The following is a 19,612-nucleotide window of genomic DNA, read 5'->3' as shown; positions in this document are numbered from 1 at the left end:
AGATACCTAACCGATTGTTAAACTTAGCAATAATTCATGCGCCTGTGAAATCGGCCTGAGCCAAGTGCATAGGCATGATTAATAATCATCCTTGTTACGAAGCCTTAAGTTTAGAAAGCTATATAGGCGCCCCTCTAATTGTTGAAGGTGAACGCTACGGTACAATTAATTTTTCAAGCCCCGATGCACGTGACAAAGATTTTAGTGCGTATGAATTGGAATTGATTTGGTTGTTTTCTCAATGGATTAGCAATGAAATAACTCGCAGTAAAACCGAGCGAAGACTAAGCAAACAACGAAAAATGCTAGAAATAATGAGTAATCAAGGGCGTATAGGTGCATGGGAATTAAATGTAAAAACAAGTGATTTGTACTGGTCGCAAATGACCAAAGAAATAATCGGAGTATCTAAAGATTTTAAGCCGAACATAGCCAACTCCTCCACCTTTTACAAACCAGGGGACAATCTGGAAAGAATTACCAAGTTGGTAAAAAGGGCAATGACCACTGGCGAGCCTTGGCATGAAGAATTGCAAATCATTACCCCATCAGGTCAAGAACGCTGGGTTGCAGCCATAGGAGAGGCTATTTTTGAAAATAATAAATGTGTACGAATGTACGGCTCTTTTCAAGACATTGATGAAAAAATAGAAAACCAATTAGCCTTAACCCAAGCCAAGGAACGTGCAGAAGCTGCAGCTCTTGCTAAAAGTCAGTTTCTTGCCAATATGAGTCATGAAATTCGTACCCCTATGAACGGTATTTTGGGCATGTTGCAATGGTTTAAGGAAACACCATTAAATGACCAGCAAACTTACAACCTGCAAATTGCCCGTACCAGTGCCGAATCCTTATTATCCTTACTCAACGATATTCTAGACTTATCTAAAATAGAAGCCGGTAAGGTAGAGCTAGAAAACATTAATTTCAATTAATCTAAATTAATCAATGAGTTGGCTGTAATTATGCAACCCTCCTTTGCAGAAAAAGAATTAAACTTTGTCATTGAACCCACTTATCACGATCTAGGCATTGTTAATGGTGATCCGGTGCGCCTAAGACAGATTTTAAATAACCTGATCAGTAACGCCTTAAAGTTCACCACCAAAGGCAGCGTCACTTTGCGCGTTAAGCTGGCTACCGAAAATTCGACTTCATGTTTAATATGCCAAGTTGAAGACACTGGAATTGGCATTTCCACAGACGCACAAAAAAACCTATTCAGCCCATTTTCCCAAGCAGACTCGAGCACTACTCGCAACTTCGGTGGCACTGGATTAGGTTTATCTATTGTGCAACAACTTTGCCATTTGATGGGTGGTACGGTCACGGTCCAAAGTCAATTGGAGAGAGGAAGTTGTTTTAGCATCAACATCCCTCTGCAGGTTTATGATGAAAATACATCAATAAAAAACCCTAAGTTAGTAGACCCGTCACTGGCCAATTCAGCCCAACCAAAAGACATTACCCAAGCCCGTATTATGGTGGTTGAAGATAATGAAATTAATCAAATTGTGATGTCAGAGCTTTTAAAGCAATTAGGGATCAATGCGGTCATTTGTGCAAATGGAAAAGAGGCAATAGAAACGCTTCAAGATAGCCCTACACCAACCCCCTTCGATTTAATCTTGATGGATTGTCAGATGCCAGTAATGGATGGGTTTGAAGCGACGCAGCTTATTAGACAAGGCCAAGCAGGCAAGCGCTGTACTCAGCTGCCTATTATTGCACTCACCGCCAATGCCATGAAAGGAGACAAAGAGTACTGCCTAGAAATAGGCATGACCGACTACCTCAGTAAACCTATTGATATAGCGAGTTTGGAATTGAAGCTACGCAGATACATTTAATCCAAATAGTTATAACTGAACCAAAACGCCAAGGAGGTAATTAATACAGGAAATTGATAGCAAAAAAAAACAATAAACAGGACAGCCACACTCATTTCATTTGAAACGGCTCTGCCCCCTTATATTTCCAAAATATCCTCTTTTATAAGGCGGTTAAATCTTGACGTATGTCAATATACATTCAGGTAAATCTTTTAACCTCTCCAGTGCGAAATTTAAACAACCACATTATTAAAGACAACAATGATGGCTCCTCTAACGGCACCTGGTTATAACAATTTCAAGCTTAGTTTCGCAATCAAACGGCTTATTGTTGATGTTTTGAGATCGCTTACCGTGGATTATAAGATTTGCAATTCTTAACCGCGCAACTCAAAAAATATACATAACAACACAAAGGAAAACTGTAATGAAAATATGTAATTATTTTTGCAGATATTTGAAAGTTATAATGAAGTTTTCTCGGACTAAGACTATGTCATCATTAGCGCTTGTCGCGCTTCTCGGAATATCAACTTCTACCTATGCAGCCTTGATAACAATTAATGCTATAGCGCCAAGTCAGGGAGAACTAGATACAGTCGGTATCCCATTGTCGGAAGCAACAGACTTCTGTATTGGGTCAACCGGTGATGGGATTAACGCTAATGGTCTTGGCTCTGGGATAACCGAGGATTACTCTATTACCCCTGGTGGGGGTTTTGCCTCTTCACAAAATATATCAGGTGGTGGTTTGGGACTTACAGATGGGGGAATTGGCGTTTCTGATTGGATCCCAGATAGTCCCTTGAATAATCCCGAAGCTGTGTGTTTTGATTTCCCAGATGATTCAGTCGGTCCAAGTGGACTTTTTTCAGTAGTTTTAGATGCGAATTGGCTCGAAGATTCTGATGTAGAGGAATCCACCATTCTCGAACTTTCGGGATTGGACATTTTAGATTGTTTCTTCTCTTACCATGACAGTGATGATGATATTGGAAACGCTATTTCACCAACTTATTATGTACCGGGAAATTGTGGAGTAACACTTGATCCACCTAGTACGTTTTTTAGTGCTGCTAAAGAAGCTCAACTTGTATTTGATGATAGAAATGAACGGAAGTTTAAAGCTGTTGTTAATGAAGTAAAGGAAGCCCAACTTATTTTTGATGATGGAAATGTGCAGCGATTTAGAGCTGTTTCAACTCCAAGTATGAGCATGATAACGTTATTGCTTATCGGTGGTCTATTTATGCGTCCCGCTTTTAAATCTAAGAAGGTATGAACCTTTAAAAGCTTGAAACCTGTGACCAGGTTTCAAGTTCAAGACTGTAATGAATACAAACAATAATCGACACACAACAACCAAAATATAAACAAATATTCGATGATATGTTAACGACACCAGGGCTTCGTTACATATGCCTAATAGGTTTGGAATTTACATGTTATTAAAAGAGAAAACGGCTGGTAATTAGTTAGTCTTCCAACCTACTGGGTCATCTTGCCCCTTTAATTTTTCAGGAACCCGTGCCTGCAGTTCGCATATTTATAGTGCATAAAATTGATAAATAATACGTGTTTGATAAGTCTGTTCAGGCTCTAAGGTTGTGCTAGGAAAAAGCGGCAAATTGGGCGAGTCTGGGGTATGTTGCGGTTCAAGACAAAAGCCGCTTCTACTCCCATAGGTACGGCCCTTACCTTGTAACGAACCATTTAATCCATTGCCCGTATAAAATTGAATAGCGGGTTCTTCACTCCATACTTCAAGTAGGCGCCCGCTAGTGGGTTCGGTGACTATTGCCGCTAAAACCAGTTCATCGCTGGCGCTGGCTTTTATCACATAGTTATGGTCATAACCTTTGCTAAATTTTAACTGTGGATGATTGGCATCGATGTCTTTACCAATGGTTTTAGCTTGAGTGAAATCAAATGCCGTGTCTTTAATCGGCATAATGTCTCCGGTTGGGATCATGCGTTGATCCACAGGGGTAATCGCTTGGCTATTAATTTGCATTTTGTGATCAAGCACATCACCTGCTGCCGCTAAATTGAAATACGTATGCTGAGTCATATTAACGATAGTGGTTTTATTGGTGTTGGCCTTAAAGCGCATATCTAACTGCATGTCGGTGGTCAGCTCGTAAGTCACTTCTATATCCAACTGACCGGGGTAACCCTGATCACCGTCAGGACTTTGCAACGTCAGTACGATACCTGCAGACTTTTCGGTGGTGAAAGGCGCCATTAACCATACTTTTTTATCAAAGCCTTGTTTGCCGCCGTGAAGGTGATTTTGCCAAGCATTGGCATCTAATTGGTAGCTGACGTTATTTAAAGTAAATTTGCCGTTAGCAATACGATTACCATAACGTCCAATTAATGCGCCAAAGTATGGGTTTAAATTGACATAATCCTCTAAATTATCCAATCCTAATACCACGTCAGCAAACACCCCTTGGCGATCAGGTGTGGTTAAACGGGTAATTATTCCACCGTAACTGATCACATCCACCTCCATGCCCTTGGGGTGGTGCAATGTCACCATGTCTATTGATTTGCCGTCAGCGAGTTGCCCATAGGTTTGGCTGTGCGTGCTAAAAACACCTGAGTCGGTAGGTTTTTCTAACTTGTTAACATCTAGCGTAGACACATCCGTTTGAATTTTTGTTGTGGGTTGGCAAGCACCTAACATCAAAACAGTCAAGCTAACACCCAAAACTAAACTACACATTTGTTTAAAAGACCTGAGGTCATGACCGAGTAAAAAAGTGCGGCGAGTGAGGTTCATAACTATCCTTTTAAATGGTTTTTAGAGTAAACAACCAAACTATTGCTAACTGCATGACAAACAACTAAATAAGCCTAGAACATCATCTACTTACTTGTTATATTCGGCGCCTATAATGAGGTGTTGTATTGTTATTGTTCGCAATAAAAATGCAGACTAAATGGGAATCAGGTGAAAATCCAGAACTGTACCCGCAACTGTAAACGTTTGTTAAAAAACGTAAGTCAGATACCAGCCTTGTTAATCCTTTGAAGTAGAAAACCTACTTTCGAAGCCTTTTAATTTTCGTGCGGGAACACACGGATACATTATCTCTGAACAGCTTTTATGCTGTTGTTGATGTGTTTCCCTGCCTGCCTTACTAGAGTCATCACTTTGATTGTGACTGTTATTCTGCTGAATAAGTGTGAGCTAAAACATGTCTAACCCCTGCTCGCTTATTGCTAACAATGTGAACCTAAAAATTGGTCAGCAACAGATTTTGTCTGATGTGTGTCTTAACCTAAGCGCAGGTAAAGTCATGGGGGTGTTAGGCCCCAATGGTGCGGGCAAAACCAGTTTACTCAAAATCTTATCTGGGCAATTAGCCAGCCAGCACAGTGTTAGTTGGAACAATAAAGCGCTGACAGATTACGACCCCATGTCCTTGGCCCAACAAATCGCCGTAGTTAATCAGCTCAACGACAGTGTATTTGCTTTAGATTTATACCAAATTGTGCGCATGGGCCTGTTACCACATAAATCCTTGCTTAGCAGGCAAACAGCCGAAGACGACAAAAGCATCAGTGACGCTATCTCTCGGGTTGGGCTGGATAATAAAGTAAAACAAACCTTTAGTTCGTTATCTGGCGGTGAACAACAGCGGGGTTTGATTGCCCGCGCCTTAGTGCAAAAAGCCGCACTCATTGTGTTAGATGAACCGGTCAATCATCTCGATGTGTATTATCAACACCAAGTGCTTAAGTTACTGCGTTCACTTGCCCACAAACTGAATATCACGGTTGTCATGAGTTTGCATGACTTGAATCTTGCGGCCAATTATTGCGACCATCTATGTCTATTAGATGAAGGGCTAATGGTGGCCCAAGGCACACCACAACAAGTGCTCACCGCAGAGCGCTTACAACAGGTATTCAAGATCCCTTGCCACGTTAGCCAAAGCGGCAACAATGCTGCATTTCGGGTGGACTTCTATCCACCTGATGAAGTTGAACTGGATGTAGCGCCGGCTGCCGAGGACTCTAGCAAATGAGTAAAAAATGGATATTACTGTGTTTACTGGTCATCGTTTCGCCCATTGCTGCTCTCTTTTTTGGTGCCGCTGATTTATCAAGTAGCGAGCTTATTCATTGCATGACTCAGGGTTGTCAAGACCCTGTCAATAACATGATTTTCTGGGAAATTCGCGCGCCAAGAGTGTTTGTGGGTTTTTTAGTGGGTGCAGGTTTAGCCATAGCCGGTGCCACTTTGCAAAACATTACTCGCAATGGTTTAGCCGACCCTTATTTATTTGGTGTGGTATCAGGTGCAGGTTTAGGTGCCAGTATTGCTACTTTGTTATTTGACAGTAAGTTAGCCGAGCAACTTGGTTTAATCCAAATGTTCCCCAGTTTGTCGTTTTCATTAGCCTTACCTTTTGCCGCATTTTTAGGGGCATTATTTGCGGTGTTTTTAGTCCAAATATTGGCAGCAAAAACCTTTGGCAGTAAAACCGAACATATGCTGCTGGCCGGCATAGCGGTGTCTTTTATGCTGAGTGCTTTCAGTCACTTTATTCTATTTTTAGGTGAGCCTTTTGCGGCGAATAAAGTGATTTTTTGGTTAATGGGCAGCTTAGCGAGAGTAGAAATTTGGTATGCATGGGTCATGTTGCCAGTTGTGGTTATCAGTGTGGCCATATTATTGATTTATGGACGGCATATGGACGCTTTGTTACTTGGTGACGAAAACGCCAAAACCCTAGGCGTACAAGTCACTCGTTTACGGATTTTGTCCTTGGCAATTTGCGCCGCCCTTACCGCATGTATTGTGTCTTATTGTGGTGGCATTGGGTTTGTTGGTTTGATGATCCCGCATATCGTCAGAAACTGGTTAGGGGTAACGAGTCGTATTGTCATAGTCGGCTGCGTCTTACTCGGCGGCTGTTTTATGGTGTGGGTCGATGTATTAGCCCGAGTAGCCCTGCCCAATCAAGAAATTCCCATTGGTATAATCACCTCTGCAATCGGCAGTGTGTTTTTTCTATTGGTGATGAGCCAAAGACGTCAATAAAAAGTAATCAACAAGGTATTTAACAGAGTATGAACACATCAGTGCCCGCAGTTTTCAGTGCAGAGTATTGGACTATCCCGCAATTGGATCAGGCTAAGCTACCTGAGATCCAACAACACATCGATGCGAAAACCAAACCCATTGGTGCGTTAGGGCAACTTGAAACCATTGCTACAAAATTAAGCCTGATCCAAGGTTATCATTCAGGTAATTACCAGCATATTCAGATCCACCAGCCTAGCATCATGATTTTTGCTGCCGACCACGGTATTGCCGCAAACGGCGTAAGTATTGCCCCAAGTGAAGTAACAGGGCAAATGGTGGCCAACTTTTTAGCTGGCGGCGCAGCAATTAATTGTTTTTGTGACAGCTTAGATATTCAGATAAAAGTAGTGGATGCGGGCATATTAAACCCAGTAAAAGCCCCCCACCCAATTTTAATTAACCAACGCATTACGGCTGGCACTGCCGACTTGTCTGTTGAACCTGCCATGACAAAAGCTCAGGCCGAACAATGTTTATTATTTGGCGAACAAGCGGCGAAAAGTCAACTAGCAACAGGGACCAACGTGTTAGGTTTTGGCGAGATGGGCATTGGCAACACCAGCACTGCATCTGCACTGCTGTGTGTGTTAACCGGTTTGTCAGCAGAACAAACAACCGGTACAGGAACAGGCATTACAGCAGAACAACTGGCTAAAAAAGTCCAACTGATTAGCAAAGCGCAACAAAGAGTCCAACAAAAATACGCCGAAAAGAACATAGATTGCCACAGCGCATTAGTCGAAGTAGGAGGGTTTGAAATTGGCCAGATTGTGGGGGCAATGTTAGCCACTGCGAGTGCCGGAAAAACTATATTGGTCGATGGTTTTATTGTCTCGGTTGCCGCTTTGATGGCTATTCGTATTGCACCACAAGCACAACAATTTATGTTATTTGCTCATTGCTCTGCTGAAAATGCCCACCAACTATTACTCAACGAACTCAGCGCAAAGCCATTGCTAGATTTAGGATTACGTTTAGGCGAAGGCACAGGTGCGGCATTGGCTGTACCGTTACTTAAAGTAGCGGCCAATTTCTACAACAACATGGCCACTTTTGACAGCGCACAAGTCACAATATGAGCAACCAATAATGCACACTTGGCTTAAGTACCACCTGAATTTATTTTGCTTAGCGTTAGGTTTTTTTAGCCGCCTGCCAATGGCCAAAAACATTCAATACAGCCCAAGTAAAATGCGCAGGGCGACTCGTTATTTTCCCTTAGTTGGCTGGCTGTTGGCTAGTTTACTGAGTGCGGTTTATTGGATGATAGCGCCTTTGGTTGGTATCTCACCGGCTATTTGTTTATTGATTGTACTGAGCCTACTGATGACAGGTGCGTTGCACGAAGACGGCTTGGCCGACACCTTTGATGGCTTTTTTGGTGGTTTCACGCAAGAGCGTAAATTAGCCATTATGAAGGACAGTCGTAATGGCACTTACGGCACTTGCGCTTTAGTGATGGCACTACTTAGCAAATTTGTATTACTTAACGCTCTTGCCGAACAAGATTTACTCGTGGTGAGTTTGTTACTGGCCTATCCTTTATCTAGAGCCATGGCGATTAGTTTAGTGCAGGACATGCCCCATTTATCCAATCAGGTACCCGGTAGAGGCAGTAAAAGCGAACCTGCAGCCAAACCATTTAGTCCAAAAGTAATGTGTTTGGTGTTAATAACCGGGGCACTGGCCTGTGTTTTGTTACCCTTTTGGACTGTTGTATATGTGTTAATTGGTTGCTCTATTTTAAGGTACTGGTTACGTTTTTGGATGACTAAACATATCAACGGCTACACCGGCGATTGCCTTGGTACAGCACAACAATTACAAGAATTACTGATTTACATGATTATTTTGTCGAATAGCCAAATAACACTATGAAAGAAGGAGTTAATAGATGATACATCTGGTACTAGGGGGCGCCCGTTCAGGTAAGTCTCGCTTTGCTTTGGAGCAAGTTATGCACCTAAGCGCTAGCACCAACTTACCTGTTACTTTTGTCGCTACCGCCACGGCCAGCGATCCTGAAATGGCACAAAGAATTGCCTACCATGAAGCTGAACGCCCTGACCATTGGCGTTTAGCCGAGGTACCACTGGATCTCAACTTACTCTTGGCAGAAACCGAATTTTTACCGAAACAAATTCTGCTGATTGATTGTTTAACGTTATGGCTAAACAACCAATTATTTGAATACCCTGAGCAAAATTTTAAAACCCTCTTTAGTGAATTACTTAGTGCACTGCAAGCTTGCAAATGTGACATATTTTTAGTGTCGAATGAGGTAGGCCTAGGCATCATCCCCATGGGAAAAGAGAGTCGTATTTTTGTCGACCAAGCGGGTTGGTTAAATCAAGCGTTAGCAGCCCTTGTGGATAAAGTCACCTTTACGGCCGCAGGTTTACCGATGACCTTAAAAGACACAACACAATGACCACCGATGTTACCGAAACAAATGTGACTCAATTCGATCTCATTCGTCATGGCCAAATTGACGGTCCCCCCGCTTTATATGGTCGAACAGATGTCGCTTTAAGTCGTGACGGCTGGCAGCAGATGTTACAGCAGACAAGTCACCTGCACGACCTTGACAATATCATTAGCTCACCGCTAAGACGATGCCAAAACTTTGCCCAGGAACTGGCCTCTGATCATGAACTATCACTACAAATTGAAGCAGGTATTCAGGAATGTGATTTTGGTGAATGGGATGGAATAAAATTTGATGACCATTCCCAGCAATGGCCTTTAATGACGTCATTCTGGCAAGATCCCGACCACAATACGCCACCTCAGGGTGAGTCACTAGAAACCTTTCACAATAGAGTAATTACGACTTGGCAATCATTGTGTAAACAACACAGCGGAAAAAACAATTTATTGGTTTGTCATGGCGGCGTAATCAGACAGATTTTAGCCCATATTCTGCGCACAGACTGGCGCTCAGGAGTATGGTACAGCCAACTTCAAATAGGCCATGCCAGTTTAACCCGTATTATTATTCCAGCTTATCCAGAGGCAAAACCCAGTGTCGCATTTATTGGACTACCGGCTGACTTTGCACACAACCATTTTGAATAAACCGTGACCAACACTCAAGCTGCCACATTAATGATCCAAGGCACTACATCGGATGCCGGTAAAAGTGTGTTAGTTGCAGGGTTTTGCCGTTGCTTAAAACGCTTGGGATACCAAGTGGCGCCCTTTAAACCACAAAACATGGCATTAAACAGTGCCGTCACCGTTGACGGAGGTGAGATAGGTCGCGCCCAAGCGTTACAAGCATTAGCGGCCGGTATTGCACCACATGTTGATATGAACCCAGTGTTGCTTAAACCAAGCAGTGATACTGGTGCACAGGTTATTATTCAGGGTAAGGCCATAAGCAACATGCAAGCTCAGGCCTTTCATGATTATAAAAAAGTAGCGATGCAGGCGGTAGTAGATTCCCACCAGCGGTTAGCCAAACAATATCAAGTGATTATGGTTGAAGGAGCAGGTAGCCCCGCGGAAATCAACTTACGCCAGGGTGACATCGCCAATATGGGTTTTGCCGAAGCGGTGGATTGTCCGGTTATCATAGTGGCGGACATCGACAAAGGCGGCGTGTTTGCCCATTTAGTGGGTACCTTAGACTTATTGTCTAAAAGTGAACAAAAACGCGTAGCCGGGTTTGTGATCAATAAATTTCGTGGTGACATTGCTTTATTACAAAGTGGCTTAGATTGGTTAGAGCAACGCACCGGTAAACCGGTTTTAGGGGTGTTACCTTATTTAATGGACTTACAACTGGCCGAAGAAGACGCGATCCAAGCCAGTCAAACTATGGATCAAAACGATATACGTTTACGTATTGCAGTGCCTGTTTTCTCGCGCATTAGTAATCATACCGATTTTGATATGTTGCGTGCTCATCCCCAAGTAGAGCTAACGTTTGTGCGCCAAGGACAAAAATTACCGCCATCTGATCTTATTATTTTACCCGGTAGTAAACATGTTAGGGCTGACTTAGCGTTACTTAAGCAACATGGCTGGGATAAGGATATTGCCAAACACCTACGTTATGCTGGCAAAGTATTAGGGATTTGTGGCGGTTACCAAATGCTGGGACAAACCATCTGCGATCCAACAGGAATTGAAGGCAACATAGGTACCTCACAAGGTCTTGGATACTTACCTATACAAACTAGATTACACAATGAAAAGCAGCTTACCCATAGCCAAGGTAAACTAAGATTAAGCGCTGATAAAAACAGTAAAAGTGTTGAAGCAACAGTATCTGGTTATCAAATACATGTAGGACACACCGAACGAGATGCTGATAGTAAGGCTTTTGCGCTATTAGACGACGGACAACTCGAAGGTTGCGTGAGTTTAGATAACCAAGTTGCGGGTAGTTATTTACATGGCATGTTCGACTCCCCTTTGGCTTTAAAACAAATTATTGCTTGGGCAGGTGCAGAAACAGACGAAGTCGAAACCTATGCTGCCCAACAAGAACGTGAATTAGATCGTCTAGCCGATGCCTGTATGACCCATCTAGATTGGAAAAAAATACAGGCCCTAATCAATTAAGAAACGAGTATTTAAAATGACTGATGAAAAAGACCAAACTCGCCATAAGGCGCGGATGCAAGAACAAAAAGCCAAAGTAGATGAACGTATTGCTGCGGCTCAAGAAGAAAAAGGATTGTTACTAGTGTTAACCGGTAACGGCAAGGGTAAGTCCACTTCTGGTTTTGGCACGGTTGCCCGCGCGGTTGGCCACGGTTTAAAAGCCGCGGTGGTGCAATATGTGAAAGGCGGCTGGGAATGCGGGGAACGTAATTTATTGGAAAAAAACGGCGTCGAATTTCATGTAATGGGCACAGGTTTCACTTGGGAAACCCAAGACAAAGACACCGATATTCAAGCCGCTCAGGCTGCTTGGCAGCACAGTAAAAAACTACTACAAGACCCAACGATTGATGTAGTTTTATTAGATGAAATCACCTACATGATCACCTATAAATATATCGACTTAGATGAAGTATTGGCGGCACTTACCGCTAGGCCAAAAGACCAACACGTGGTGATAACAGGCCGCGCTTGCCATCGTTCGATTATCGAATTAGCCGATACCGTGAGTGAAGTAAGACCGGTTAAACATGCCTTCGACAATGGCATCAAAGCACAAAAAGGCATTGATTGGTGAGTCGATTAACCAACCGTTTTTTAAGCCTGTTTTTATTCGGGACAATAGGATTGCAGGCTAATATTTCAAGCGCTAATACTGATAGTAATGACTCACTACAAAAACAGCGCATTATTGCCCTTGCGCCGCATATAGTTGAGTCATTGTATGCAATAGGTGCCAGTGAACAAATCATTGGCACCACGGCACACGCCGACTACCCTAAAGCCGCTGAAGATATTTTACGAGTAGGTAACTATGCTCGGTTACAAATTGAAAAAATTATTCAACTTAAACCAGATGTGATCATTGCGTGGAAAACAGGCAACCCATCGGATGATTTAGCGCGCCTCGAAAAGTATGATCCAAAAGTAATTTATTCCGACCCACAAACCTTAGAAGATGTGGGCAACGAATTAATTATGTTAGGCAAAATCACAGGCCGAGAAGCAACAGCCAATAGTGTTGCCAAAGACTACCTAACCAAGCTGCAAGAAATAAGACAAGCTTACGCTGGGCAACAAAAGGTCAGTGTGTTTTATGAGTTATGGTCGCGCCCTCTGCGTACAGTGGCAAATCAAGCGTGGCCTCAACAACAAATAGCATTATGCGGAGCGAGCAATCCATTTGCCGATGCTAAGGACGATTACCCTTCTATTGGACTTGAACAAGTTTTAGTGACTTTACCGCAAGTGGTTGTGCAACCTAGTCAACACAGTGCTGACAGTCCAGATGGGCTTAATTGGCCTCAGTGGCAGCATATTCCAGCGGTAAAAAATAATTTTATATTTCATCCGAATGCCGACAAAGTTCATCGTATGACCACGCGTATGTTGGATGAAGTGGTGATTTTATGTGAACAGATTGATACTGCGAGGCAATTTTACCAAAAACAGAGATAAAAGAGTTGTGTTTTGATCAGCTAGCAGTGTGATTCGGACCTACCAATTCTTTCAAGACTTCAACTGTGTCGGATTCATGGCTGTAAGCTAAACCTATTTCCCTTGAAATAGACAAACCTGTTATTGATGTAAAGTGTATGCTTTTATCTTTGACAATATCATCGGAAACCGGAATAAAAGCGCAGCCTAAACCGGCTTTGACTAAACCTAACGCATATTCAATCGTTTGTATTTTTGCTCTGGTATCTAACCTGACCTTGGCGTGATTAAGTGCTTGTTTCAAATACACCCAACCTTCACATGGATTGCGTTGTACAAATGCCAAGCCCTGCAAATCGGTAATACTCAAATTATCGATTAAGGCTAACGGATGATGCTGAGGAATAGCTAATTGATATTCTTCTTGCCACATAGGCACAAAAAGTTCGTTGTTTAGCAGTAAATCGCGACTAATGATCCGCGCTTGGCATGGTTCATCTTGAGACACTAATGTGAGTTCCAATGAGTCGACTGAACGCGTAAACCTGCCTAACAAATCACTCATTCGTGCAACACCTAACCCTTTAATTAAACCTAACCGAAAAGGTGTTTTTGTAGTGTCGGTGCTAAATACATCGCGAATGGCGGTAGCTTGCCCCAATAATTTTTTGGCTAACGGATAAAGCTGCTCACCTGCATGGGTTGCTTGCACTCCTCTTGCATGACGAACAAATAAGCTGGTCGACAAACTGTTTTCTAATAGTTTCAACGAAGAAGATATGGAAGGCTGGGCGACAAATTTTTTCTTTGATGCTGCGCTTAAACTACCCGTTTCGTAAATGCTCACAAAATACTCTAATGCACGTAAATCCATGCTGCCTCGTCCTTATATCTAATATAGGTAAAAACTATAGCAAATGAAGGTTATTAATATTATTCCTTTATCTAAATAAAACTTATGATTTGTAAAAGTTTATTCTAGGTCGACCAAAATCTGGCTTATAGACATTTATCTAAGCAGTACATTTAGGGCGTAATGACATGATGCAGGATCGTAATATTAAGGTTAAACAACAGATTATTCAGGCCATTGAGTCTGATTCTTTGCCTATTGTAAATTCTTCATTCACGCCTGCAGAAGTGGGTTTGTCAAACACACAATTGATTGACCTATTTGAATCACAGGTGATGAGTCGTCATCTGGACTTTCAATCGCGTATCATGCAAAAACAAGGTCAGAGTTTTTATACTATTGGCAGTGCGGGGCACGAAGGTAACGCTGCGTGTGCATTGGCATTTAGGCCTAATGACATGGCCTTTTTACACTACAGAAGTGGCGCTTTTGTTATCCAGCGCTCTAAACAAGTACCAGACCAAAACCCTTTGTACGATATGCTGCTGAGTTTTGCTGCGTCGTCTGATGATCCTATTTCCGGTGGTCGGCACAAAGTGTTAGGTAGCAAGAGCCTGTTTATTCCACCACAAACTAGCACCATTGCCTCGCACTTACCTAAAGCAGTAGGCACGGCTTTTAGTATTAGTCTTTCGCGCAAAGTTAAGGTTGATAACGTATTAGATAAAGACGGAGTGGTGATATGTAATTTTGGTGATGCTTCGTCGAATCACTCCACAGCACAAGGTGCGATTAACGCTGCAGCATGGGCTGCTTATCAGTCAGTGCCTATCCCCATTGTATTTATATGTGAAGACAATGGCATTGGGATCTCTACCGCCACACCAAAAGGCTGGGTGCAGGCCAATTTTGAACACAGAGCCGGGTTACATTATATTCAATGTGATGGCTTAGATTTGCTCGACACTTACCACAAAACCCAACAAGCGGTTGAGATTGCCCGAAAACAACGTAAACCAGTATTTTTGCATATGAGAACAGTACGTTTACTGGGGCATGCTGGTTCAGATTCTGAATTTACCTATCGAAGTAATGAATATATTGAAGACACTGAAGCCCACGACCCATTGTTATTTAGTGCTGCTTTACTGTTGAAACATAGTTGTCTTAAAGATAAGCAAATTATTAATTTATATAAAAATATAGAAAGCCAAGTTGAAGAAATCAGCCAAACAGTTATCACTAAACCTAAGCTAACAAGTGCTGAGAAAATCAAACACAGTATTATTCCGCCTAGGTTAAAAAAACAGTACCTGAGCAAAGTATCTAAAGCCGAGCGCACGCAATTATTCAGCCATGAAAAACACAACGTATCTAAGAAACAGCACCTAGCCAAACTGCTGAATTGGACCATGATAGATTTGATGGCACAGCAACAGAATATAGTCATGTGTGGTGAAGATATTGGCGCCAAAGGCGGGGTATATAACGTCACCAGTAAACTGGCAGACAAATTTGGCCCACAAAGAATTATCAATACCCTACTGGATGAACAGTCGATTTTGGGCATGGCAATCGGCTTAGCACACAACGGTTTTTTGCCCATGCCAGAGATTCAGTTTTTAGCATATGTACATAACGCTGAAGATCAAATACGCGGTGAAGCTGCCACCCTGCCGTTCTTTTCAAATGGTCAATTCACTAATCCTATGGTCATAAGGATCGCTGGTTTAGCTTACCAACGTGGTTTTGGTGGGCATTTTCATAACGACAACTCCTTCGCTGTATTTCGTGATATTCCAGGATTAATTATTGCTTGCCCTTCAAACGGTGCCGACGCCGTGGAAATGCTCAGAGAATCAGTCAGATTGGCGCAAGAAGAGCAACGTGTAGTAATTTTTCTTGAGCCTATTGCGCTGTATATGAAAAAAGATCTACATCAAGAAGGTGATTCACTTTGGTCATTTGATTATGTACCACCAAACGATGCTAAACCGACTAAAACCGGGCAACTAGGTTGTTTTGGCAAGGGTAAAGACCTGTGTATTATCAGTTATGCCAACGGTTATTATTTGAGTCGGCAAGCTGAACAACTGCTCGCTGAATCAGGTATTCACTGTACTGTAATTGACTTACGTTGGCTTGCCCCGCTTGATGAAAGCGCTATTGTTAAAGCTATTGGCAATATAAAAAATGTGCTGATAGTGGATGAATGTCGCCAAACAGGCTCAATTAGCGAAGCGTTAATTACTCTATTGGCTGAACATGATAAAGATTTTTCAAAGCGAAAAGTGGAACGGCTTACTGCCCACGATAGTTTTATTCCATTGGGTGCAGCGAGTTATCAAGTGTTACCTTCATGCGAGTTGATTGTTGAACAAGCCAAACGAATGCTAAGTGAAGGAGGTTAATAAAGTCACCTAAAATACAAGCCAATAAAAAGACTTGTGTGTAACAACCTCTGATCATATCTTTGTGCTATCAAAACACGCAGGAAGCGTTTATGCGAAACCTAGTACTGTTATTTAATATCTCTATCTTTTACCTGTTGATTGCATATAGCCCACATAGTTACTCTCAAGAAATAGAAGTTGGTTTTGAGCCATTTTCCGCCACTAATTAATGAAGATGGCAGTGGTATGGTAATCGACATGCTTATGTCATTAGCATTCGAAAAAAACATAGACTTCAATATTCATATCATGACTTACGGTAGAGCAAAAAAAGAGTTACAAAGTAGGCGATTAGATCTCATTGGGTTGACTCCCTATCAATTAGAAACTGACGATTTCTATCAATACAGTGTTGAACTTAATTGGCATATTAATACCCATGTGGATTTCTATTCTTTAGATAAAAGTTATTTCGATATTGAAAAATTACCTAATGGCAGTATTGGTACTCTTATCGGAAACGCTGAGTTTTTCTCAGAAATAGTGAGTGTTCCAACTATAAAGTTTGTTGAAGTTAGTAGCTTACAACAATTAGTTAAAATGTTAGAGATGGGGCGTTTAAAAGTGATTTTATTCGAAAGAGTTTCCACCATGAGTACGATTAAATCACTCAATATAGAAAATATATATTATAAAGAGATGGGTATAGTGCCAGCCAGTTTAGCTGTGTCGAATACGGCTGAGGGATTAAGACTCAAAGAACTATTAGATAACAAGTTATCTAATGTAGAAAATGATAAATTATTCAGTGATTTTATCCATTACACGTCAAACGACGCTTTTGGTAAAGTCATCATTGAGTAGCTCCTACTGACATGAATCAAAGCATACACAATCAAGCTTTCCATAAAAAATCAATCACCTCCGTTTTTGAGCTGCTAGTACTGCAGGCAAAATAGAGCCCTTACTACTATTTTTGTGAGCCGCGTATTCGACTTCGTGACGGTAACCTTTTGTGTAAAGGTTTCATTCATTACCATTCGGCATGGGAATAAAATAATCCCCAGACAAACGTTGCGGAATATTATGTTTAGCAACAAAGCGCAATTCAACACTAGTGCGGTTGGTTTGCATTATTTTGACTACATGCGTCCGATGTAGCGTGCCACCTTGGAAAATAAGCGCATCACCAGCGTCCATTTGCGGTGTGTAAAATGAATCTACCGAAAAGCGACTGTTGATGCTGTGACTAGTCAGCTCTTCGGGGAGCAGTAGCGCATCAACAGTCTGAGACACAAATTCCAATCCTGGCGCATCTACTCCGCACTTAGTCAAAGCAATCCAGCAAGTAACAGTTGGCAATAACCCTTCTGGATCCAGTTGTTTGTTATTGGTTGCGAGGAAATCAAATCCCAAAGCACCGTCTTGATGCCAGCCATGAGGCGCATGGTTAGTAGGGTATAAATGTGGGGCGTATTGTCGGCGTATCCAAGCCTGGTCAAAATCACAAAGAACTTGATTACTGCCTAACATTTTACGAATTTGATAACCGGCAGGCCCTCCCGCGATCTCCGCTAATAGAGTTTCTACTAGCGCTCTGTTATTTATTGCACCTAAGTTCATAGAAGAAGCATGGGGTAAATATTTTTGTGCTGGGAGCAGCGATGCCACCACAGCATCGACGGATTGAGTTTGGGTCATAGCGGCGATATCTTGATAGGTTTCTTGCGCCGCAGAATATAACGTTTCTGTGACACATAGACTTAGCGCTTTGGGTGTTATGACCACGGCTTCTAGTGATTTTTCGGGGTATACATGTGTAGAAATAGTCATTTCCTTTTGCAGGTTTTATTTGAAATAGACAACAAAACCTAAACCATTATCGACCTGCGTCTTCTGTTTACACCGTTTTAATCATTGCTGATTACACCTTTCTAGTTTGATTTTATCAAGACTAAATCAAGCTGTGGAGGGATCAAAAACTCAGCGCCACTGTCAGTGATTTGGACCATTTCCTCAACAGATATAGTTTTAGGCTGTCCGTCGGCTAACAACCAACTGTAAAAACCATCAAACGCAAATGTCATTCCTTTAGCTAATAGGCGTTGAGATGCGGGTCTAACGCTGACCGCACTTGAGCCACCTAAATTTGGTCCTGTGTCGTGCGCCACATAACCAACCGGATGGCCAGTACTCCACATTAACGGTAAAGAACCAGTTTCTGCCATGACTTTACGCTGTGCCGCATCGACATCTATGCCTTTCACACCTGGCTTCATTGCTAAAAAAGCAGCCTGACGACCTTGTTTGGCGTTTTCCCAGTAACCTTGAATATCAGCTGGCACTTGGCTCTCATTCTTTTTCAATACGTAGGCAAAACGCTGAATGTCCGTCACCCACTTGTCATAAACCCGAATACCAAAATCTGTCTGAATTACATCTCCTGGCTGAATGACCTTATCTGTGGCGTGTGAATGCCCACGATCTGTTCCTGAGTTTACATTTGGATTTTGTTCCGCAGCCCATCCATCTCTGACACCCGCTTCTCGCATTTTAGCTTTTAAAAAGCGCGCTACATCGGCATCGGTCGTGACACCTGGAGTAATTTGCGAGTACGCCTCAATTTGCCATTGTGCAGTTAAAGCTGCGGCTTTACGCATAATTTCAATTTCTTCTGGCAATTTAATGGATAACCATTGATAAATGATTTCATCTGATGACGTCAGTCTTTGGCTTAACGTCTCACCAAGCGCTTTGGTCAGTTGTTGATATTGGGTAAAACTAATGCCGTCTGCTTGAGCATTCTTGGAAGACATATTAATCGCAATATTTGAAAAGTTTTTTTCTCGAATAAAATCAGCGGCAATATGAATGGCAGATGCATTTCGGTCAACGGCAACTACTTCATTGAGTAAATTAACATCGTTTAATGCGGTCGCCTCCCCAGCTGGAGAAAAAGCCATTGAGTGAAATTTTTGCTTATGATGGAAGAACAAAAACACCGCGGTTTGACCCGCATTTTCGCAGCCAACATGGCTCGCTAACGGATCATTATTATTTTCACGGCAGATGACTAACCACGCGTCTACTTTTGACGCTTTAAGTGCTGATGGCAATAATGTAGCGATACGTTTTTTACGGATTTCTGGCCACGGCGATGGATCGGAAAACTGCGCAAAAACACAGAAGGACAACAAAGTTAGAAGTAAAACACTGAGAACTTTCACTAATTATTCATTCCTTTTATAAACTAAAAAAGCAGTGATATTAAGAACACTGATAGCAGTAATAAGCTTAAATGTATTACCTATTTCCTACAACATACATTGATTTTTTTCGTTTGATAATACAAAACTGTCGACTCAAATCCTGTTTGGGT

General features: G+C 42.1%; 18 protein-coding genes and 1 riboswitch. Of the genes, 14 read left to right on the top strand and 4 right to left on the bottom strand.

The genetic code is table 11. The features are described from left to right. Positions 1-74: 74 nt before the first annotated feature. The 3 genes from QZ488_RS03020 to QZ488_RS03010 all read left to right on the top strand — a co-directional run bounded on the left by QZ488_RS03020 (position 75) and on the right by QZ488_RS03010 (position 3,114). Positions 75-935, top strand: coding sequence for a histidine kinase dimerization/phospho-acceptor domain-containing protein (locus tag QZ488_RS03020; protein WP_293746160.1), 861 nt, complete (start codon positions 75-77; stop codon positions 933-935). 30 nt (positions 936-965) lie between these two features. Beyond that, the gene (locus QZ488_RS03015) at positions 966-1,850 is read left to right on the top strand and encodes an ATP-binding protein (RefSeq protein ID WP_293746159.1); all 885 of its coding nucleotides are present in this window, start codon (positions 966-968) and stop codon (positions 1,848-1,850) included. Positions 1,851-2,325: 475 nt separating this feature from the next. Continuing rightward, positions 2,326-3,114: a hypothetical protein gene (locus QZ488_RS03010; protein WP_293746158.1), complete on the top strand. Its 789-nt coding sequence runs from the start codon at positions 2,326-2,328 to the stop codon at positions 3,112-3,114. A gap of 264 nt (positions 3,115-3,378) precedes the next feature. On the opposite strand, the gene QZ488_RS03005 is transcribed toward QZ488_RS03010, so the two are convergent. Further along, on the bottom strand, positions 3,379-4,620 hold the full coding sequence (locus QZ488_RS03005) for an aldose epimerase family protein (RefSeq protein WP_293746157.1): 1,242 nt from the start codon (positions 4,618-4,620) through the stop codon (positions 3,379-3,381). 117 nt (positions 4,621-4,737) lie between these two features. Continuing rightward, positions 4,738-4,875, top strand: a riboswitch (cobalamin riboswitch). A gap of 163 nt (positions 4,876-5,038) precedes the next feature. Between QZ488_RS03005 and QZ488_RS03000 the strand changes: the two genes are divergently transcribed. From QZ488_RS03000 to QZ488_RS02960, 9 genes are read left to right on the top strand one after another with little or no spacing between them, the layout of a single operon-like run. Beyond that, entirely contained in the window at positions 5,039-5,872 is an 834-nt protein-coding gene (locus tag QZ488_RS03000; RefSeq protein ID WP_293746156.1) for an ABC transporter ATP-binding protein, read from the top strand. Then, complete coding sequence (locus QZ488_RS02995; RefSeq protein ID WP_293746155.1) at positions 5,869-6,891, top strand: iron ABC transporter permease; 1,023 nt, start codon at positions 5,869-5,871, stop codon at positions 6,889-6,891. The genes QZ488_RS03000 and QZ488_RS02995 overlap by 4 nt, the downstream gene beginning before the upstream one ends. A gap of 29 nt (positions 6,892-6,920) precedes the next feature. Continuing rightward, a complete protein-coding gene (gene cobT, locus QZ488_RS02990) occupies positions 6,921-8,015 on the top strand; it encodes a nicotinate-nucleotide--dimethylbenzimidazole phosphoribosyltransferase (protein ID WP_293746154.1) in 1,095 nt (364 codons plus the stop codon). A 10-nt stretch (positions 8,016-8,025) separates the two neighbouring features. Beyond that, positions 8,026-8,814 carry an adenosylcobinamide-GDP ribazoletransferase gene (cobS, locus tag QZ488_RS02985; protein WP_293746153.1) on the top strand — a complete coding sequence of 263 codons (789 nt, stop codon included), beginning with the start codon at positions 8,026-8,028 and terminating at the stop codon, positions 8,812-8,814. Positions 8,815-8,830: 16 nt separating this feature from the next. Beyond that, positions 8,831-9,367, top strand: a complete 537-nt coding sequence (cobU, locus tag QZ488_RS02980) for a bifunctional adenosylcobinamide kinase/adenosylcobinamide-phosphate guanylyltransferase (protein ID WP_293746152.1) — start codon at positions 8,831-8,833, stop codon at positions 9,365-9,367. Further along, positions 9,364-10,014: an alpha-ribazole phosphatase family protein gene (gene cobC, locus QZ488_RS02975; RefSeq protein ID WP_293746151.1), complete on the top strand. Its 651-nt coding sequence runs from the start codon at positions 9,364-9,366 to the stop codon at positions 10,012-10,014. Before cobU ends, cobC begins: the two co-directional genes overlap by 4 nt. Positions 10,015-10,044: 30 nt before the next feature. Then, complete coding sequence (locus tag QZ488_RS02970; RefSeq protein ID WP_293746161.1) at positions 10,045-11,508, top strand: cobyric acid synthase; 1,464 nt, start codon at positions 10,045-10,047, stop codon at positions 11,506-11,508. A 16-nt stretch (positions 11,509-11,524) separates the two neighbouring features. Then, complete coding sequence (gene cobO / locus QZ488_RS02965) at positions 11,525-12,127, top strand: cob(I)yrinic acid a,c-diamide adenosyltransferase (RefSeq protein ID WP_293746150.1); 603 nt, start codon at positions 11,525-11,527, stop codon at positions 12,125-12,127. After that, positions 12,124-13,008 (top strand): cobalamin-binding protein, encoded by an 885-nt coding sequence (locus QZ488_RS02960; protein ID WP_293746149.1) that lies wholly within the window; start codon positions 12,124-12,126, stop codon positions 13,006-13,008. Before cobO ends, QZ488_RS02960 begins: the two co-directional genes overlap by 4 nt. Before the next feature lie 16 nt (positions 13,009-13,024). Here QZ488_RS02960 and QZ488_RS02955 read toward each other — a convergent pair whose 3' ends face one another. After that, the gene (locus QZ488_RS02955; RefSeq protein WP_293746148.1) at positions 13,025-13,861 is read right to left on the bottom strand and encodes a LysR family transcriptional regulator; all 837 of its coding nucleotides are present in this window, start codon (positions 13,859-13,861) and stop codon (positions 13,025-13,027) included. 167 nt (positions 13,862-14,028) lie between these two features. Between QZ488_RS02955 and QZ488_RS02950 the strand changes: the two genes are divergently transcribed. Together QZ488_RS02950 and QZ488_RS02945 are read left to right on the top strand one after the other, a co-directional pair. Then, entirely contained in the window at positions 14,029-16,251 is a 2,223-nt protein-coding gene (locus tag QZ488_RS02950) for an alpha-ketoacid dehydrogenase subunit alpha/beta (RefSeq protein ID WP_293746147.1), read from the top strand. A 186-nt stretch (positions 16,252-16,437) separates the two neighbouring features. Next, positions 16,438-17,097 (top strand): hypothetical protein, encoded by a 660-nt coding sequence (locus tag QZ488_RS02945; RefSeq protein WP_293746146.1) that lies wholly within the window; start codon positions 16,438-16,440, stop codon positions 17,095-17,097. A 162-nt stretch (positions 17,098-17,259) separates the two neighbouring features. Here QZ488_RS02945 and QZ488_RS02940 read toward each other — a convergent pair whose 3' ends face one another. Both QZ488_RS02940 and QZ488_RS02935 read right to left on the bottom strand, forming a co-directional pair. Then, entirely contained in the window at positions 17,260-18,066 is an 807-nt protein-coding gene (locus tag QZ488_RS02940; protein ID WP_293746145.1) for a phytanoyl-CoA dioxygenase family protein, read from the bottom strand. 101 nt (positions 18,067-18,167) lie between these two features. After that, on the bottom strand, positions 18,168-19,460 hold the full coding sequence (locus QZ488_RS02935) for a M24 family metallopeptidase (protein ID WP_293746144.1): 1,293 nt from the start codon (positions 19,458-19,460) through the stop codon (positions 18,168-18,170). Positions 19,461-19,612: the final 152 nt, after the last annotated feature.

Source organism: uncultured Paraglaciecola sp., from assembly GCF_913020055.1.
Taxonomy (GTDB): domain Bacteria; phylum Pseudomonadota; class Gammaproteobacteria; order Enterobacterales; family Alteromonadaceae; genus Paraglaciecola.
This window is presented reverse-complemented; position numbering and strand designations above follow the sequence as displayed.

Bases quoted from the DNA above. Each gene is read 5' to 3' on its own strand.
- QZ488_RS02940 (WP_293746145.1), bottom strand. From the start codon at position 18,066: ATGACTATTTCTACACATGTATACCCCGAAAAATCACTAGAAGCCGTG.
- QZ488_RS03000 (WP_293746156.1), top strand. From the start codon at position 5,039: ATGTCTAACCCCTGCTCGCTTATTGCTAACAATGTGAACCTAAAAATT.
- QZ488_RS02995 (WP_293746155.1), top strand. From the start codon at position 5,869: ATGAGTAAAAAATGGATATTACTGTGTTTACTGGTCATCGTTTCGCCC.
- cobS (WP_293746153.1), top strand. From the start codon at position 8,026: ATGCACACTTGGCTTAAGTACCACCTGAATTTATTTTGCTTAGCGTTA.
- QZ488_RS03005 (WP_293746157.1), bottom strand. From the start codon at position 4,620: ATGAACCTCACTCGCCGCACTTTTTTACTCGGTCATGACCTCAGGTCT.
- QZ488_RS03020 (WP_293746160.1), top strand. From the start codon at position 75: ATGATTAATAATCATCCTTGTTACGAAGCCTTAAGTTTAGAAAGCTAT.
- QZ488_RS02955 (WP_293746148.1), bottom strand. From the start codon at position 13,861: ATGGATTTACGTGCATTAGAGTATTTTGTGAGCATTTACGAAACGGGT.
- cobT (WP_293746154.1), top strand. From the start codon at position 6,921: ATGAACACATCAGTGCCCGCAGTTTTCAGTGCAGAGTATTGGACTATC.
- QZ488_RS02970 (WP_293746161.1), top strand. From the start codon at position 10,045: ATGATCCAAGGCACTACATCGGATGCCGGTAAAAGTGTGTTAGTTGCA.
- cobO (WP_293746150.1), top strand. From the start codon at position 11,525: ATGACTGATGAAAAAGACCAAACTCGCCATAAGGCGCGGATGCAAGAA.
- QZ488_RS03015 (WP_293746159.1), top strand. From the start codon at position 966: ATGCAACCCTCCTTTGCAGAAAAAGAATTAAACTTTGTCATTGAACCC.
- cobU (WP_293746152.1), top strand. From the start codon at position 8,831: ATGATACATCTGGTACTAGGGGGCGCCCGTTCAGGTAAGTCTCGCTTT.
- QZ488_RS02950 (WP_293746147.1), top strand. From the start codon at position 14,029: ATGATGCAGGATCGTAATATTAAGGTTAAACAACAGATTATTCAGGCC.
- cobC (WP_293746151.1), top strand. From the start codon at position 9,364: ATGACCACCGATGTTACCGAAACAAATGTGACTCAATTCGATCTCATT.
- QZ488_RS03010 (WP_293746158.1), top strand. From the start codon at position 2,326: ATGTCATCATTAGCGCTTGTCGCGCTTCTCGGAATATCAACTTCTACC.